The sequence below is a fragment of the Rhodococcus qingshengii JCM 15477 genome (assembly GCF_023221595.1).
Lineage (GTDB): Bacteria > Actinomycetota > Actinomycetes > Mycobacteriales > Mycobacteriaceae > Rhodococcus_F > Rhodococcus_F qingshengii.
Genome location: NZ_CP096563.1, coordinates 1,679,565 through 1,696,946, shown reverse-complemented (window position 1 = coordinate 1,696,946; position 17,382 = coordinate 1,679,565). Strand labels below are relative to the sequence as shown.

At 62.0% G+C, this 17,382-nt stretch carries 17 protein-coding genes; 8 read left to right on the top strand and 9 right to left on the bottom strand.

Going from position 1 to position 17,382, the window contains the following annotated elements:
• Positions 1–6: 6 nt before the first annotated feature.
• The gene (locus M0639_RS07845) at positions 7–228 is read right to left on the bottom strand and encodes a hypothetical protein (RefSeq protein WP_039973486.1); all 222 of its coding nucleotides are present in this window, start codon (positions 226–228) and stop codon (positions 7–9) included.
• A 114-nt stretch (positions 229–342) separates the two neighbouring features.
• Between M0639_RS07845 and M0639_RS07840 the strand changes: the two genes are divergently transcribed.
• On the top strand, positions 343–912 hold the full coding sequence (locus M0639_RS07840) for a DUF2231 domain-containing protein (protein WP_064074210.1): 570 nt from the start codon (positions 343–345) through the stop codon (positions 910–912).
• 22 nt (positions 913–934) lie between these two features.
• Here the strand turns inward: M0639_RS07840 and M0639_RS07835 are convergent, their stop codons facing one another.
• Positions 935–1,348 (bottom strand): DUF6292 family protein, encoded by a 414-nt coding sequence (locus M0639_RS07835; RefSeq protein WP_003941464.1) that lies wholly within the window; start codon positions 1,346–1,348, stop codon positions 935–937.
• A 120-nt stretch (positions 1,349–1,468) separates the two neighbouring features.
• On the opposite strand from M0639_RS07835, the gene M0639_RS07830 reads away from it, so the two are divergent.
• Positions 1,469–2,737 (top strand): glycosyltransferase, encoded by a 1,269-nt coding sequence (locus M0639_RS07830; RefSeq protein ID WP_003941555.1) that lies wholly within the window; start codon positions 1,469–1,471, stop codon positions 2,735–2,737.
• Between the two features lie 68 nt (positions 2,738–2,805).
• Here M0639_RS07830 and M0639_RS07825 read toward each other — a convergent pair whose 3' ends face one another.
• Positions 2,806–3,249 (bottom strand): STAS domain-containing protein, encoded by a 444-nt coding sequence (locus M0639_RS07825; RefSeq protein ID WP_007735372.1) that lies wholly within the window; start codon positions 3,247–3,249, stop codon positions 2,806–2,808.
• Between the two features lie 391 nt (positions 3,250–3,640).
• Between M0639_RS07825 and M0639_RS07820 the strand changes: the two genes are divergently transcribed.
• Together M0639_RS07820 and M0639_RS07815 are read left to right on the top strand one after the other, a co-directional pair.
• Complete coding sequence (locus M0639_RS07820; RefSeq protein ID WP_064074211.1) at positions 3,641–4,072, top strand: ATP-binding protein; 432 nt, start codon at positions 3,641–3,643, stop codon at positions 4,070–4,072.
• Positions 4,069–4,863: an RNA polymerase sigma factor SigF gene (locus M0639_RS07815; RefSeq protein WP_003941515.1), complete on the top strand. Its 795-nt coding sequence runs from the start codon at positions 4,069–4,071 to the stop codon at positions 4,861–4,863. The genes M0639_RS07820 and M0639_RS07815 overlap by 4 nt, the downstream gene beginning before the upstream one ends.
• Positions 4,864–4,900: 37 nt before the next feature.
• Here the strand turns inward: M0639_RS07815 and M0639_RS07810 are convergent, their stop codons facing one another.
• From M0639_RS07810 to aceA, 4 genes are all read right to left on the bottom strand, one after another.
• Positions 4,901–5,941: an NAD(P)-dependent alcohol dehydrogenase gene (locus M0639_RS07810; protein WP_003941488.1), complete on the bottom strand. Its 1,041-nt coding sequence runs from the start codon at positions 5,939–5,941 to the stop codon at positions 4,901–4,903.
• Between the two features lie 72 nt (positions 5,942–6,013).
• Positions 6,014–8,320, bottom strand: coding sequence for a 5-methyltetrahydropteroyltriglutamate--homocysteine S-methyltransferase (gene metE, locus M0639_RS07805; protein ID WP_003941510.1), 2,307 nt, complete (start codon positions 8,318–8,320; stop codon positions 6,014–6,016).
• A 92-nt stretch (positions 8,321–8,412) separates the two neighbouring features.
• Positions 8,413–9,309 (bottom strand): 3-hydroxybutyryl-CoA dehydrogenase, encoded by an 897-nt coding sequence (locus tag M0639_RS07800; protein ID WP_003941541.1) that lies wholly within the window; start codon positions 9,307–9,309, stop codon positions 8,413–8,415.
• 184 nt (positions 9,310–9,493) lie between these two features.
• The gene (gene aceA, locus M0639_RS07795) at positions 9,494–10,783 is read right to left on the bottom strand and encodes an isocitrate lyase (RefSeq protein ID WP_003941533.1); all 1,290 of its coding nucleotides are present in this window, start codon (positions 10,781–10,783) and stop codon (positions 9,494–9,496) included.
• Positions 10,784–11,287: 504 nt separating this feature from the next.
• Between aceA and M0639_RS07790 the strand changes: the two genes are divergently transcribed.
• From M0639_RS07790 to ramB, 4 genes are all read left to right on the top strand, one after another.
• Positions 11,288–11,911, top strand: coding sequence for a serine/threonine protein kinase (locus M0639_RS07790; RefSeq protein WP_223304378.1), 624 nt, complete (start codon positions 11,288–11,290; stop codon positions 11,909–11,911).
• Positions 11,912–11,990: 79 nt separating this feature from the next.
• Complete coding sequence (locus M0639_RS07785) at positions 11,991–12,278, top strand: FmdB family zinc ribbon protein (protein WP_082893160.1); 288 nt, start codon at positions 11,991–11,993, stop codon at positions 12,276–12,278.
• Between the two features lie 94 nt (positions 12,279–12,372).
• The gene (fmdA, locus tag M0639_RS07780; RefSeq protein WP_064074212.1) at positions 12,373–13,632 is read left to right on the top strand and encodes a formamidase; all 1,260 of its coding nucleotides are present in this window, start codon (positions 12,373–12,375) and stop codon (positions 13,630–13,632) included.
• A gap of 121 nt (positions 13,633–13,753) precedes the next feature.
• Entirely contained in the window at positions 13,754–15,166 is a 1,413-nt protein-coding gene (gene ramB / locus M0639_RS07775) for an acetate metabolism transcriptional regulator RamB (RefSeq protein ID WP_019744436.1), read from the top strand.
• 5 nt (positions 15,167–15,171) lie between these two features.
• On the opposite strand, the gene M0639_RS07770 is transcribed toward ramB, so the two are convergent.
• Positions 15,172–16,194, bottom strand: coding sequence for an alpha/beta hydrolase (locus M0639_RS07770; protein WP_064074213.1), 1,023 nt, complete (start codon positions 16,192–16,194; stop codon positions 15,172–15,174).
• A gap of 131 nt (positions 16,195–16,325) precedes the next feature.
• A complete protein-coding gene (locus tag M0639_RS07765) occupies positions 16,326–17,345 on the bottom strand; it encodes an alpha/beta hydrolase (protein WP_064074214.1) in 1,020 nt (339 codons plus the stop codon).
• Positions 17,346–17,382 lie beyond the last annotated feature (37 nt).

The window sequence follows — 17,382 nt, the reverse complement described above, 5'->3', positions numbered from 1 at the left end:
GCCCGATCAGAACAGGTGTGGGGATTCGCGGTGCACTTTGTGGTCGTGACGCACAGTACTGGCGTACAGGGCTACCGCGAGGCCGATGCACGCGACGCCGGCGAGGCCGGCGATCAATGCCCAACCACCCTGGCCTGAACCTGCCGCCACCAGAAAACTGCCGAGGCAGACCACTGTGGCCAGCACCAGGAAATACGACGCCCACGCTGCAAAGAGATTGAGCTTCATCGTTCGCTCCTCCGGTCGGATCTCTTTCGTTTCGACCGTACGCCGGAGCATGACGGTCGACAAGACACCGCCGTCGCGAGGTTTCCCGACGTCTACGCCGGGTAGCCGAATTACATGGACATCGGAACTCTTTATCGCGGAATCGAATCCGCTCGCGGACTGGACGGTCCGTCCACTGGCCTCAGGCGCAGAATCCTCGAGATCACGGAGCGATCCGACCGATCGCGCACTGTCGCCGCACTTCTGCGCGGCGCCGCCGTCGGGCATCCCATCCATCCTGCCCTCGTGACCATTCCCGCGGGCGCGTGGACGGCTTCGTTGGTCTTCGATGTTCTAGGCGATCCGCAGACTGCACGACGGCTGATCGGGCTCGGATTGGTTTCGACTCCGCCGGCTTTGCTGACGGGATGGCTGGACTGGTCCGAACGTGGCGACGTCGCACGCCGAGTGGGGCTGGTGCACGCGGCGTCGAATGCAGTGGGGATCTGGTCTTTTGCGGCGTCGTACAGGCTACGCGGAAAGGACTCACTCGCGCTGGCGCGAGTGCTGTCGGTGCTGGGGCTCACCGCGGTCGGTGTCGGTGGCGCGCTCGGTGGTCACATCGTTTTCAAGCTCATCGACGATCCGGCCGTGGAGGCTGCAGCGACTCCGGTTCTCGATCCCATCCTGGATGTAGTCAACTGAGCCGATCGGACCTCGATACTGTTCAGGCGTAAGCACTTCCGGAGTAGCTCCGCAGTTCTCGCGCGGTCTCGTCCGAATCCGCCAATGGTCTGTTCATCACCCAGTGTGGGCTGCGCGTGCCCAGTGTCGCGGCAAAATCGGCGACGGCGTCCGGGGTCGGCACTGCGTGTTCGCCCAGATATCCGAGAACGATGAGGTCCTCCCCTGATCTGGTCTCCACGGCCAGGGCCCAACCGCACGTCTCCTCCCACAGCAAAGCCACCTCGCGCCCGGGGAAACGCGGCACAGTTCGGTCCAATGCGATGTAAGCCTCCAGAGGGTGCTCGCGCCTGCAACACCACTGCTCGATGCCGGCCCCCACACCGACCGCCACCCGTTGTACGTACCGCTCGAACCCGAGTCCGACGGTTGCGTCGACCAGCATTTGTTCTGTCATCGAACCTCACTCCTCGCCATCGTGTTTGGAATGTGCCCAGCGCTGACCGCGTCGAAACCCGGTTCAGATCACGGACTCCGGGTATCCCCAGACGAACCGATCAAGTGGAGAGGGGACCCGATGAAGTACTCGCCCGCTATGGCTCCCGGACGAATGCTGAAGATCTCCATGGTGTCGGTGAACGCCGATCCACTCGCACCGGTGGGCTGCTCGGCAGCCGGTGCACAGAACCTGCACGTCGACGAACTGTCTGCCGCCTTGGTTCGTGCCGGACACGACGTCACCGTCTTCACCAGGCGTGCCCACGTCGGTGGGCCGGACCGCGTTCGCGCCCGCGCCGGGTACTCCGTCGACTATCTCGAGGCCGGCCCGACGCAGGCTCTTCCGGATGCCGACATCCTCCCTCACCTGGGAACCTTTGCCAGCATTCTGCGCGCTCAGTGGAGTACCGACCGACCCGATGTGGTGCACTCGCACTTCTGGATGTCCGGTGTGGCAACGGAACTCGCGACCCGATCGCTCGGCATCCCCGTACTTCAGACATTCCATTCCCTGGGATCTGCGGCGCACCGCCACCTCGGAGCAGCCGACGACAGCCCCTCGGAGCGGACTCACCTGGAACCGTTGATCGCCAGGGGCGCAACCCATGTCATCGCGACCAGTTCGGACGAAATCTTCGATCTGGTCCGGCAGGGATCACCACGATCACGGACCACGATGGTGCCCTCGGGCGTGGACACCGAAGCATTCACCCCGGAGGGACCCGCCGCGAAGAAAACCGCACCGCATCGATTGATCTGCGTCGGAAGACTGGTGGAGCAGAAGGGCTTCGATGTTGCCGTCGCCGCGCTGGCTTCGCTGCCGGATACGGAGTTGGTGGTGATCGGCGGGCCACCCGTCGCGCAACTGAGCACCGACGAAGTGGCGATCCGCTTGGTCAAGCTCGCCGAGCGCCTCGGCGTCGCAGATCGCGTCCAATTGTTGGGACGGGTTCCGCACCGCCAACTACCGAAACTGATGCGATCGGCCGACGCCCTCGTGTGCACCCCTCGATACGAACCGTTCGGAATCGCGGCGCTGGAAGCAATGGCGTGCGGAGTTCCCGTAGTCGCGACTCCTGTTGGCGGACTGCGGGATACGGTGATCGACGGACTCACCGGGCGTCGGGTCCCGGTCAACAACCCGGTGGAAACCGCGCGCGCAGTCCGCCATCTTCTCGACGACGAGGACGAAGGCGCGGCGTTTGCACGGCAGAGCCGGGCCCGAGCGTGCGAATCGTATTCGTGGGATCACGTCGCCACCGAAGTGGTCCGCACCTACGGCCGCTGCGTCACAGCACCGCCGAGAGCCCGCCAACACAAGGGCACTCACCGAAGTGAAGTGCACTGACGCTGACGGGCTCTACGAAACTGAATTCACGAAGGTGATTTCACGAAGCTTGGACTGAAACTGCGTGATCAAGCGGGGAAACGTCGGGTCTCTTCGAGTCCGATTGCATGATCGAGCGACTCGTAGCAGGCAAACATCGACTCCTGACCAGCTGCTTTGAGCAACCTTTGCACCGGGCGGGCGCAGACGAGCGCGAGTGTGCCGCCCACGTCGCGTGATCGCGTCGACAGGACCGACAGTACGGACAAGCCGCACGTCCCCATGAATTCGAGTTCGGATAGATCGACGACCAGCGTCCGGTCCGCGGCCACGTGGTACGTCAAGAAGTCACGAAAAGCATTGGCGCTCATCAGATCGATCTCACCACGAACTTTGATCACAGCGGTGTGTGCACTGATGCGGTGCGCGTGAAACGATGCGGTCGCTGTCCCGGTCGCGGGAGGTCCGTAGTCTACCGATCCCTTCGCCGCGTTCGTAAAGCCTGAAATAGATGATCCTGGAACAACAGTCATGGTTCTCCCATCCCGCAACGGTTTACACTCTGCAAAAGAGAAGGGACCTCCGAAGGAGACGCACGATGAACGGGTCTCCAGAAATACGGATAAATCCCTCATCGGCTGTGTGCTCAACCTCGGTTTGAAACAGTACGCCAGCATGACGGACGTCACAAGTGCGTTGCGACCATTCGTTTCGGTGTTCCGAACAAAAATGTGGTTTGGTCTGCGGTTCCGCGAGGTAATCCGATGTTGCGATCGCCAACGGTCGTGAGCAGAATCGTGTCGTTTACCCCGGCACCACCATCGACCAAATTTCGTGTTCGGGGGTCACTGTGAAGGTCGGGATGGGTATCGTTCTCGGCACCAGACTTCACCGCGACCCCTGGTACGACGATCCGGAGAACTTATGGCACACCTCAGCGCACTCGAGCCCGATCAGGATCAGACTCAGCCAGTTGTGGAGTTGAGGATTCAAGCGACTCTCGATCAGCTGTCGATTTTGCGTGCACTGGCCGCCACCGTTGCCATTCAGGAAAACTTCGACCTCGACGCCATCGCCGACATCAAACTGGCCATGGACGAAATCTGTACGCATCTGATCGTTCGCGCTGCGCCTGATTCGGTTCTGGTGTGTCGGTTCGTCTTCACGCCCCCGCAATTGCACGTGTCCGTGTCCACGACGACCACGGAGTACGAGGACAGCAGTCAGCGTTCGTTCGGGTGGCACATCCTCACCGAACTCACCGATTCGATTTCGCTCGACCAGGAAGAGAACCTCAGCGGCGTCGGCTACATCACCACCATGAAGTTCACCAAGGCCCTCAGCGGGCGCCTGTGACCGCTTCCGCAGACGGCCCGTCACGCCCGCGTCGGCGGTCCACCGACGAATATCGGGACGTAATACCAGTTTTCGAGGAACTGCGGACCCTCGAGCCCCACAGCCCGGAGTACGAACGAGTGCGCACTGCACTCATCACCAGATGCCTACCGTTGGCCGAGCACATCGCCAGACGATTCGACGGTCGTGGCGAGGCACACGACGATCTGGTTCAGGTGGCGCGTCTCGGTCTGGTCAACGCCGTCGACCGTTTCGATTCCACGCGCGGATCCGATTTCGTCTCCTTCGCAGTTCCCACCGTGATGGGCGAGGTTCGACGACACTTCCGCGACACCGGTTGGGCATTGCGGGTTCCCCGCCGGATGAAGGAGTTGCACTTCCAACTCGGGCAGGCCATCAGCGAGCTGTCACAACAGCTCGGGCACGCGCCGACCGTCGACGAGTTGGCCGAGACGTTGGGGATCGAACGCGAAGAAGTTGCCCAGGCCTTGATCGCCGGCAACGCGTATCAGACGGTCTCGGTCGACGGTGCCGCGTCCAATCACACCGACGATCTCCCGCTCGTGGAAACACTCGGTGACTACGACGCAGCACTCGAGAACGTCGAGAATCACGAGGCGTTGCGTCCGCTTCTCGACAAGCTTCCCGAGCGAGAGCGGACGGTGTTGATGCTCAGATTCTTCGGAAACCTGACGCAGACACAGATCGCCGAGAAAGTCGGTGTGTCCCAGATGCACGTGTCGAGGTTGCTCGCGAAGACATTGAGTAATCTTCGCGAGCAACTCGACTGAGCTCCGCGAACAATTCGACTGAGCAGGACCGGGCGGGTCAGATCGTTGCGGTGTCGATCACGAATCGGTATCGGACGTCGCTCTTGATCACGCGCTCGTAAGCGTCGTTGATGTCGCTCGCCGGAATCAGTTCGATTTCTGCGCCGATGCCGTGCTCGGCGCAGAAGTCGAGCATCTCCTGTGTCTGCGGGATACCTCCGACCATGGAACCGGCGAGGCTACGACGGTTTGCGGCGAGCGAGAATGCTCGAACTTCGATCGGCTTCTCGGGCAGGCCGAGTTCGACGAGAGTGCCGTTGATGGCAAGCAAGGACATGTAGGCGTCGATGTCGAGGTTGACCGAGACCGTGTTGAGGATCAGGTCGAACTCGCCGCGAAGAGCCTTGAACGTCTCACGGTCGTTGGTCGCGTAGTAGTGATCGGCGCCGAGGCGAAGCCCGTCGTCTTTCTTGCCGAGCGTCTGGCTCAGGACGGTGACTTCCGCTCCGAGCGCCTTGGCGATCTTCACGCCGACGTGCCCGAGGCCGCCGAAACCGATGATGGCGACCTTCTTGCCGGGGCCGGCGTTCCAGTGCCGCAGCGGTGAGTACAAGGTGATGCCCGCGCACAGGAGCGGCGCTGCAACGTCGAGTTCGATGCCCTCCGGGATCGAGAGCACGAAGTGCTCGGTGACGACGATGTGCGTCGAGTAGCCACCCTGAGTGCGCTCGCCGTCGCGGCCGGTGGCGTTGTACGTACCCGTCACACCCTTGCGGCAGTACTGCTCTTCACCGGCGGTGCAGGCGTCGCACTCCCCGCACGAGTCGACGAAGCAGCCGACGCCCACTCGGTCGCCGACCTTGTGCTTGGTGACATCGGACCCCACGGCGGCGACGACGCCGGCGATTTCGTGTCCGGGGACGATCGGGTACTTCGCTCCGCCCCACTCGTTGCGAGCGGTGTGGATGTCGGAATGGCAGATGCCGGCAAATTTGATGTCGATGAGAATGTCCAGTGGACCGAGCTCGCGGCGTTCGACAGTGGTCTTCTCGAGGGGACCGTCAGCGGACGTCGCGGCATAAGCAGCAGCAGTAACCATGCACACATGCCTACCCGTGCATGGAGGGACCTGCAACTCGCAGGCCCCTCCATGACTTGTTCTTTACGTGACTTACCCGGCGTCGCGCTCGGCTTGCTCGGCCCGACGACGCAGGCGCCTCGCGGCCGCAACCATATTGCGCAGCGAAGGCTCGAGTTGCCACGGATGGCGGGTCTTGAGGCCGCCGTCCGGATTTGCCCACAAGCGATCGAGAGAGATCGATTCGCTTGCCTCGGTGAGCAATTCGTCGAGTTCGTCGATGTCGGGAATCCGAGCTGAGCGAGATTCGTAGACACCGGGGCCGACGCCGTGCGTGAGCGCGCCTTCCTTGAGTGCTTCGAGAACCCACGTGATGGAGCGGGTCGCGACGATAGCCGTCACATCGGCGTCCAACCGTTCGATGGCGTCGACCACCGACGACCGAGCGGAGTACGTCAGATGTGTGTGGATCTGTGTTTCCGGCTTCGCTCCACCTGTTGCCAGACGGAACGCGTCGACGGCCCACTCCAGGTAGGCCTCCCGGCCGTCCTCACGCAGTGGCAGCAGTTCACGAATTGCCGGTTCGTCCACCTGGATGATGGCGATTCCGGCAGCTTCGAGATCCGCGATTTCGTCTCGAATGACAAGTGCCAGTTGCTCTGCCGTTTCGTAGAGCGGCTGATCCTGGCGAACGAACGAACGGGCGATCATGGTGACCGGACCCGTCAGCATGCCCTTGACCGGCTTGTCGGTCAGCGACTGCGCGTACGCAATCCACTCGACCGTCATCGGCTTCGGACGTGCGATGTCGCCGTAGAGAATCGGCGGACGCGTGCACCGAGATCCGTAGGCCTGAACCCAACCGTTGTGCGTGAAGGCATAGCCCTCGAGCAGTTCGGCGAAGTACTGGACCATGTCGTTGCGCTCGTGCTCGCCGTGCACGAAAACATCGAGACCGATGTCCTCTTGCAGACGGATTGTGCGCTCGATCTCTTCCTGGATGCGCTTGTAGTAGTCGTCCCATTCCAAACGCCCCTGGCCGAGTTCGTAACGAGCCTGGCGAATCGCGTCGGTCTGCGGGAACGAACCCAGTGTCTGGGCCGGCACCAACGGCAGATTCAACCGTTCCTGCTGAGCTTTACGACGCTCCTCGTACGGTGCACGCACACGATCTTCGGGCTTGATCGCGTTCACCCGAGCACGGACAGCGTGCTTGAGCTTGAAGTGCACCTTCGTCGGACGCTTACGCCACTTGTCCGAAGGACCTTCGGTGAGCGCCTTCGCCAGTGAGACGACTTCGCCGACCTTCTGCTTCGCAAAAGCCAGACGGTCTGCGACGTCTCCCGGAATGTCGTACTCGGAGAGCACGTCGTACGGCACGTGCAGCAGCGACGACGACGTGGAGACGACGAGGTCAGGCACAACGTCTTTGAGTTCGTTCAGGTACGTCAAGGTGTTGAACCGGTCGACGCGCCAGACGTTGCGACCGTCGACGACGCCCGCGTAGATGCGCTTGCGCTTGATGTTCGGCACCGCGGCCAGTTCCTCGGCCGTGATCTTGCCGTGCACCAAGTCCAGACCGAAGGCTTCGATCTTGGTGGGCGCCAAGATGTTGAGGGCTTCGCCGAACTTGCCGTACGGACCCGTCACCAACAGGCGCGGGCGCAGCGGGGCCGTCGAAAGCTTCTCGTACGCACGTCCCAGAGCGGCTAGCTCCTCGGGGGTGCGATCCTCGGTGACCGAAGGCTCGTCCAACTGAACACATGTCGCACCGGCCTTGGCGAGCTGCTCGAAGAGCTTCTCGTACTCGGGCAGGAGCGCGTCCAACAGGTCGAGCGGGGTGAAGTTCGGATCGGACTTCTCGGTGGCAGGTCCGACCTTCGAAAGCAGAAGCAGCGAGACGGGCCCCATGATGACGGGGCGCAATTCGATGCCGCGCGCCTTCGCACGTTCGAACTCGTCGAGAAGTGCATCCGAGTTGAGCGAGAACACTGTGTTCGCGTCGATCTCGGGCTGACGGTAGTAGTAGTTCGTACCGAAGAAGCGCACCAGCTCGAGAGGCGGGAAGTCCGGGCGGCCGCGGGCCATCGTGAAGTAGAAATCGAGCGGCTCGAGGGCGCCCTCGAGCGGCTTGAACCGCTCCGGCACTGCGCCGAAGAGCAGCGCATTGTCGAGCACGTGATCGTAGAAGGAGAAGGTGTTGCCGGGAACCTGGCTCAATCCCGTCGCAGCCAATTCGCTCCAGGTCGATTCCTGGAGTTCCTTGGCGACCGCGAGAAGTGCGTCCTTGTCCGAAGTGCCGTGCCAGTAGGACTCGAGGGCGCGCTTGAGCTCACGGCGCGGCCCGATGCGCGGATACCCCAGGACGCTGGAGCCGAATGCTGCAGTGCTGCTGGACATGCGGTCGACCTTTCTAACCGAGGGGGCGCGAGCGCCCTGTGCGCCTTTGTGGTAGCCGGAACTACCAGAAAGGCGCACAGGGGCTTTGGGCCTTAGCTTGCCTGCTTGGTGGAGCGACCGTTGTCGGCGTATTCGTAGAAGCCCGCGCCGGACTTCTTGCCGGTCAATCCGGCTTCGACCATACGCAGGAGCAGCGGCGGAGCGGAGTACAGCGGCTCCTTGAACTCTTCGTACATGGAGTCGGCGATGGACTTGACGGTGTCGAGTCCGACCAGGTCCGTCAGAGCCAGCGGACCCATGGGGTGCGCGAGGCCGAGAACCGTTGCCTTGTCGATGTCTTCCTTGGTCGCGAAGCCCGACTCGACCATGCGGATCGCCGAGAGCAGGTACGGCACCAGGAGTGCGTTGACGACGAAGCCGGAGCGGTCGGCACTGCGGACGACCTGCTTGCCGAGGATGTCGCTGGCAAAAGCCTCGGCGCGCTGCGAGACGGAGGCACTGGTCTTGAGCGTCGTCACCAATTCGACGAGCGGCAGAACCGGAACCGGGTTGAAGAAGTGCATGCCGATGACTCGCTCGGGACGCTTGGTCGAGATGCCGAGCTTCATGATCGGGATCGACGACGTGTTGGACGCGAGAACCGCATCCGGGTCCGTCACGACCGCGTCGAGCTCGGCGAAGATTTCGCTCTTGATCTTCTCGTCTTCGACGACGGCCTCCACGACGAGCTGGCGGTCCGCGAAATCTCCCAGATCGGAGGTGAAACGCAGGCGCCATGCGGCCTGCTCACGCTCACGTTCTGTGATCTTTCCGCTGCTCACGCCGCGGTCGAGCGAACGCAGGATGCGTGAACGCCCGGCTGCTGCAAGCTCGCGAGTCTGCTCGAAGACCAGAACATCGACATGTGCGCGGGCGCACACCTCGGCGATTCCGGCACCCATGATTCCGGCGCCGATAACGCCGACGCGCTGAATTTTTTCGCTGGTCACGTCAGCTCCTTGTTTGTCTCGTGGAGTTTGTCTGGTGAAGGTGTTGCAAAACAAGCACTTCGAACTGCGTCGACGCTGGTGGCCGACGCAATCGGAACTGCCTTGAAGACGAGAGAAAGTAGTGCGGTGATACAAGCAGGGGAGAGACCCGAAGCCGAGCCTCTCCCCCACCCGAAGTCAGTTCTTAGTGGAACTGTCCCTCTTCGGTGGAGCCCTTGAGAGCTGCCGTCGAGGTGTTGGGGTCAACGGTGGTGGCGATGGTGTCGAAGTAGCCGGCGCCAACCTCACGCTGGTGCTTGATGGCGGTGAAGCCACGCTCTTCGGCAGCCTTGAACTCGCGCTCCTGCAGGTCGACGAATGCCGTCATGCCTTCGCGGGCGTAGCCGTAGGCAAGGTCGAACATGCCGTAGTTGAGCGAGTGGAAGCCGGCCAGCGTGATGAACTGGAACTTGAAGCCCATTGCGCCGAGCTCCTTCTGGAACTTCGCGATGGTCGCGTCGTCCAGGTGCGCCTTCCAGTTGAAGGAAGGGGAGCAGTTGTAGGCCAGGAGCTGGTCCGGGAATTCGCTGCGAACGGACTCGGCGAACTTCTTTGCAACCTCGAGATCCGGCACGCCGGTCTCCATCCAGATGAGGTCTGCGTACGGTGCGTAAGCCTTGGCGCGAGCGATGCAGGGCTCGATGCCGTTCTTGACGCCGTAGAAGCCTTCAGCCGTGCGGGTTCCGTCGAGGAACGGGCGGTCACGCTCGTCTACGTCGGAGGTGATGAGGGTTGCGGCCTCAGCGTCGGTGCGGGCGATGATGACGGACGGAACGTCCGCGACGTCGGAAGCCAGGCGAGCCGAGGTCAGGGTGCGGATGTGCTGCTGCGTGGGGATGAGCACCTTGCCGCCGAGGTGGCCGCACTTCTTCTCCGAAGCGAGCTGATCCTCCCAGTGGACACCGGCAGCGCCGGCGCCGATCATGGCCTTCTGCAGCTCGTAAGCGTTGAGAGCGCCACCGAAGCCGGCTTCGGCGTCGGCAACGATCGGAGCGAGCCAGTTGCTGACGGAGGTGTCACCCTCGGTCTTGGCGATCTCGTCGGCGCGCAGCAGTGCGTTGTTGATGCGACGGACGACGGTCGGAACCGAGTTGGCCGGGTAGAGGCTCTGGTCCGGGTACGTGTGGCCCGAGAGGTTCGCATCGCCGGCAACCTGCCAACCGGAGAGGTAGATGGCCTTCAGGCCGGCGCGAACCTGCTGCACAGCCATGTTGCCGGTAAGTGCACCGAGGGAGTTGATGTAGTCCTCGTTGTTCACGAGATCCCACAGGATCTCGGATCCGCGACGAGCGAGGGTCTGCTCCTCGACGACGGTGCCCTGGAGCTTGACGACCTGATCGGCCGTGTAGTTACGAGTAACGCCCTTCCAGCGAGGGTTGGTGTCCCAATCCTGCTGGAGCTCAGCTGCGGTCTTCGGGGTGCCGGTGGTCGACATCAAGACTCCATCTCTTTGATCTGCTGGTCCGGCCTGTTATGAGCAGTACGTGCGTACTACTTCACATACTTGCCAGGCCCTTCTTGTGTACTTACCGAGAATGGCACATCGAAAAAGTGCCGTCTACCTGTTGCTAATGCCAATCTTCGCTACCTTTTCAACACACTTTGCTAAGTCTGTGAAGATTCCTACGCGGCTGGTACTACCCAATCGGACAGGTTCCGTACTGGCGAGTAGGAAAGAAACCGCAGGCTGTGAACGAAATGCACTCAACTCTGCCGCTTGCGAATTCCGGCAGTTCGCACGCCACTCGGAACAGGCCTGTCCGCTACTTCGGAGCCAACTTCACTACCCGCGAGTGACCGCAATCACTCCTCGGCAACAGCCTTCGCTCGGGCGATTCCAGGGATCTACCCGTCAGAAAGCCACAGACAACCCATTCGCCGGCCATATGCTGTCGAACCATGACTTGTCGTTCGACGCCCCCGACCGGGCGATAAAGCGGTGCCGGACAACTATCAGCGGCCACCGAACAACCAGGCATGGTCGCAATCCGGTCCACAGCCGCCGCAGTTGGGCTACCGAGCCGCGCCGCAGTCGTATCCCCCGCCCCAGGGATTCCCGCCTGCACCGCCACGTGGAAATCCGCCGCCGCGTCGGCCCGGCTGGGTGATTCCGGTATCCGTAATCGGAGTCATCACTGTGTTGGCTCTCTTCGGCGGGCTTGCCTGGGTCCTCTGGCCGAAGGACGTCCCCAACTCGGCCGCCGGTGGCGCCGCCCACACCACCATCAGCGCCGCGAACACACCCGGCACCACGACAACCGCTCCCAGCACGACATCCCCGACGACCACACGCGCCGCGAACTTCCCGGCCGGTGCGTCCGCCTGCCCCGGCGGGCAGCCGGCCGGAAGTTACAAGGAGTCCGCGACAAGTGGGGGCAAAACTTCATGTGAGTTTGCCGAGGCGGTTCGGATCGCCTACGGGAACTCCGGTGCAACCGGTGCATCCAGCACCGTGTCCGCACGTAGTCCGGTGACCGGCAAGGAGTACACGATGGCATGCAAGGTGACCTCCGGCATCGTCACCTGTACCGGCGGAGACAACGCGGTTGTGTACTTGCGCTGACGGGCGCAATTGCGGCATCGGCAACCCGGTGCGTGTCGTTCCAGTGTCGCACTTACGGATCCTCCGATAGCGTGACCGCATGCCTCTGTACGAGTTTCGCTGTACCGGCTGCGGCCCGCTCGAGCGGTCGTTCGCGATGGCCGAAGTGCCCCAGTCGATTACTTGCCCCCAGTGCAGTCTCGAGTCCAAGCGGGTGGTCTCGTCTCCCCGGTTGAGTCACGCGTCGTCGGCCGCGATGGGTCTACTGGACAGCACTGCTCGATCGGCTCACGAGCCTGCCGTGGTCAGTGGGTCGCTACCCGGCCGCGGCCGGCAATCTCCGCCGACGACATCCAATCCGTTGCACCGCAAGCTACCTCGCCCCTGAGCGTCTTCACCGCGCGTCCTCGCCGTGAGTCCCGATCCGACACGAAAGTCCTGCCGCCACGAGTTTTCCGTTTCTTCGAGAATGAGGAGTGCATATGCCTGAACTGCTGTTTCCACTCGATTCCGCCAAGAAATTCACCGACCAGGCAATCGTCGGCCACAATCGGTGGCACCCGGACATCCCAGCGGCGGTGACGGTGAAACCCGGTGATGCGTTTCGTGTCCATTGCCGCGAATGGTTCGACGGCGCAATACACAACGACGACTCGGCCGACGACATTCTCAATGCGCCACTGACCACGGTCCACACGCTGTCCGGCCCCTTTGCCGTCGAAGGCGCGAAGCCCGGCGACCTCTTGATCGTCGACATCTTGGATATCGGGCCTATCCCCCAAGAAGATTCGGGTCCGTTGGCCGGCCAAGGCTGGGGGTACACCGGCATCTTCCCTCGGAACAACGGCGGTGGCTTCCTCACCGATCAGTTCCCCGACGCGTACAAAGCCGTCTGGGATTTCTCCGGCCAAACGGCGACGTCGCGTCACATTCCGCACGTCTCGTTCACGGGCATCGTCCACCCGGGACTCATGGGCACGGCTCCGTCGGCAGCCCTGCTCGCCAAGTGGAATGCCCGCGAGGGTGCCCTCATTGCCACCGATCCCAATCGGGTTCCCCCGCTTGCGCTTCCGCCCGAGCCCCGCGATGCAGTACTGGGAACCTTGACCGGTGACGAGTACACACGCGTGGCCGGCGAGGCGGCTCGCACCGCTCCCCCGCGTGAGAACGGCGGAAACCAGGACATCAAGAACCTCACCAAGGGCAGCCGAATCTTCTATCCGGTGTTCGTGGACGGTGCGAATCTGTCGGTCGGCGATCTCCACTTCTCCCAGGGCGACGGTGAGATCACTTTCTGCGGTGCCATCGAGATGGGCGGCTTCATCGATCTTCGTGTGGACATCATCAAGGGCGGAATGGATACCTACGGTGTTTCCGAGAACGCCATCTTCATGCCGGGCAACACGGATCCGCAGTATTCCGAGTGGCTTGCGTTCTCGGGCACTTCCGTCACGTTGGACGGCGAACAGAAGTACCTGGATTCACATCTGTCCTACCAGCGTGCGTGCTTGCATGCGATCGAGTATCTGACCAAGTTCGGGTACGCGCCAGAGCAGGCGTACCTGCTACTCGGTGCGGCGCCGATCGAGGGTCGCCTGTCGGGTGTCGTGGATATCCCCAACTCGTGTTCGACGGTCTATCTCCCGACTGCGATCTTCGACTTCCCCCTTGCACCCTCGTCGAGCGGGCCGTTCCAGATCGATCCCGGAATCGGAGCTCCGCGTTCGGAGAACAGGGTCTAGGCCTCCGGCCCCGTGAGTGGTTGAGGAGTGTGAGGACTCCTTAACCACTCACAGGGGGTACCGGTGCGAATTCTGCGAACCCACCTTTGCGAAGCCGGACTGTCACTCGTATCCTGGGAAAATGTCGAAAACCTTTGTCGGTGTCCGGCTCCGCCAACTGCGGACCGAGCGCGGGTTGAGTCAGGCTTCGCTGGCCAAGACGCTGGAGATCTCGGCAAGCTATCTCAATCAGATCGAGCACGACGTCCGGCCACTCACCGTGCCGGTCCTCCTGCGAATCAGTGAAGTCTTCGGCGTCGACACCACCTTCTTCTCCCCGCAGGACGACACGCGCCTGATCGCGGAAATGCGTGAAGTTGCCCTCGATCAGGAGATGGGCATCGACGCCGACGCCCACGAAATCGCGGAGATGGTCTCCACGCACCCGGGCCTGGCCAAGGCGATGGTCAACATGCATCGCCGCTTCCGCAACACGACGGCGCAGCTCGCCGCAGCCACGGAAGACCGTTTCTCGGACGGCAGCGGCAGCGGTTCGATCACCATGCCGCACGAGGAAGTGCGCGACTACTTCTATCAGCGGCAGAACTACATTCACGATCTCGACACCGCGGCCGAAGAACTCACTGCCCGGATGCGCTTTCATCGCGGCGACGTCGCCGGCGAGATCGCCAGACGCCTCGAAACCGTCCACGGCGTGCAGATCGTTCGACGAGTCGACCTGGGCGAGAACATACTTCATCGTTACGACCCGGATACCAGGGTCCTGGAAATCTCCGCACGGCTCTCCGGCGGGCAACAGGTCTTCAAGTTCGCGACAGAACTCGCGTACCTCGAGCACGGCGATCTGCTCGACTCGTTGGTGGCCGAAGGCAACTTCACCAGCGAAGCTTCGGTCTCTTTGGCGCGACTTGGATTGGCCAACTACTTCGCGGCGGCCACCGTGCTCCCATACAGCCAGTTCCACGACGTCGCCGAGGACTTCCGGTACGACATCGAGCGCATGTCCGCCTTCTATTCCGCGAGCTACGAGACGATCTGCCACCGCCTCTCGACTCTGCAGCGCCCCAAACTTCGCGGGGTTCCGTTCATGTTCGTGCGTGTCGACCGTGCCGGAAACATGTCGAAGCGTCAGTCCGCCACCGGATTCCACTTCTCCACCAGCGGCGGTACGTGCCCGCTGTGGAACGTCTACGAGACGTTCTCGTATCCGGGCAAGATCATGCCCCAGATCGCACAGATGCCCGACGGCCGCCGATACCTCTGGGTTGCTCGCACGGTCGAACGTCGAGCGGCTCGATACGGACAGCCCGCAAAGATCTTCGCCATCGGATTGGGATGCGAGATTCGACACGCCCACCGACTCGTCTACAGCGACGGTCTGGATCTGGACGAGTCGAATCCGGGAACGCCGATCGGCTCGGGCTGCCGCGTCTGCGAACGCCTCAACTGTCCGCAACGTGCCTTCCCGCCCTTGGGTAAAGACCTCGACATCAGCGAGCACCGAAGTTCGATTTCGCCTTACGTGATTCGCTGACCGCGCTAACGCACGTAGTTGCGCAGGAACGCGACTGTGCGATCGAACGCGACCATCCCGTCCACGGTATCGAGGTCGAACTGATATTCGTGGTCTAGCGCAGGCTCGTGATCTTCGGGGTAGAACAGTGCGTCTACTTCGACGCCCAGATCGGCGAGCCGTTCTGCCAAGGGTTTCGACTGGCTGGCGGTCAGTGGGTCGATGTTTCCGCCGGTGATGAACGTCGCTGGAAAGTCCGAGGTCACATGGCCCAGTGTCGACATCTGACCCACTGCAGTCGACCCGTCGAAGTCCCTCGTTCCGAGATACCCCCACAGCGACTGCTTGTCGACGCCCCAACCGAAGTACTTCCCCTGCGACAGCAGGGGTTTCAGATCGAAGACCCCACAGTCGAGGACAACTCCGCGTATCTGCTCGGGACGTAATGCCGGCTCCACACCCATTTCCGACGCGTAGTCAGGGCTGGTCATGACGGTCGCCAACTGACTGGACAACTGCGCGCCTGCCGAATCTCCCGCAAGAAAGAGATTGGTCGAATCGACATGCAACCTGTCCGCATTGCTCACGATAAATCGATACGCGTCGTTCAGCTGATTCACTGCGGTGGGGTAATACGCATCTGGTCCCAGTGAGTAGTCCACCGAAATCACAGTGAAGCCTTGATTTGCCAACAGTTTGTAGTAACCGTCGGCATCAGTTCTCGATCCTGATATCCAGCCACCGCCGTGCACCCAGACCACCGTGGGTAGCGCCGAAGTGGACTCCGACGGGTAGTACGCGTCGAGTTGTGCATCGTCGTCGCCGTCGCGGTACGACTGATCGAGAATCGAGACGATTCCTGACGGTGCATGCCTGTCGAGTTGTGCGTGAGTCGATTCGGAGCCACCCGCCGACATCCACCGTACGAGGAGAACTCCTGGCCACGGACTGACGAGTGCCGCGGTTACCCCGGACAGCAGAATGACGACGAATACCGCCGCGGTTCCGACAATGCGCCTTCGCCGTCTGTCGGGGGAAGGCGCGCGCACAACAACTCCTGGGGTCGGATCGGATTCACCCAGGCTAGACCAAAAGGACTAGTTGAGAATTCCCTGGCAACGCACCCGCGGAGCTTTGTCCAAAATGACCATTTTCGCAGTGGTTCACCACAATCCGACATTTAGCCGGTATGAGCCTCAAGAAACTGAACCGTGCGATCGAGCGCAGTGAGACCGTCGGCATTGTCCAGATCGAACTGATACTCGTGACCGAGCGCCGGAACGTGATCGGCCGGATAGAACAGTGTGTCGACCGCAACTCCCAACCCGGTCAATTTGTCAGCCATCGGTTTCGACTGAGAATCCGTCAACGGATCGGCGTTGCCGCCGCTGATGTAGGCAGGCGGAAATCGATCGGTGACGTAGTTCAAGGTCGACATCTGATCCGCTGCGTCGGTACTCATGAAGTCACGCACGCCGGTATACGCCCAGAGGGACCGATCAACTCCCCAACCGATGATGCCGGGTCCGCCGACCATGTTCCCGACGTCGTAGATTCCACAGTTCAGTATTACTCCACGTAACTGATCCGGCCGCAGCGACGGGACCACGCCCACACGGTTCGCATAGGCGGGATCAGTGATGAGAGTGGCGAGCTGACTCGAGAGTTGCGCTCCCGCAGAATCACCGGCCAGAACGACCGTCGTCGGATCAACATGCAGCCGTTCCGCATTCGCGACGACGTACGCGTGAGCGTCGTTGAGCTGCCGCACTGCCGTCGGATAGTGGTGCTCAGGTCCGAGTGAGTAGTCCAGGGACACAACGGTGTAGCCACGAGAGGCCAGCAACTCGTAGTACGGCGCGTAGTTGGACTTGCTTCCCGAGATCCAGGCACCGCCATGAGTCCAGATCACCGTAGGCAATGCGGTCGTCGTCGCTGCGGGAAAGTAGACATCCAGGTATGCGTCGTCGTCATCGGCGCGGTACTGCTGGTCCTTGATCGAGTCGACGCCTTCGGGCGCGTGCTTCTCGAGCGCCTCGGTGACTTTCACCGCATCACGATCGAAGACCCATCGCACGGTGAGTGCGCCAGGTCTCGGGCTCAGAACGAAGGCCAGAACCACGGCTCCGACCAGAACGAACACAATTGCCAGAGCCCACAGCAAGCGCCTGCGCCACCGATGCGGTGAAGGGTTCGTCATCGGGTTTCCTTCACTCTCGGCACAATGTCCGGATCAG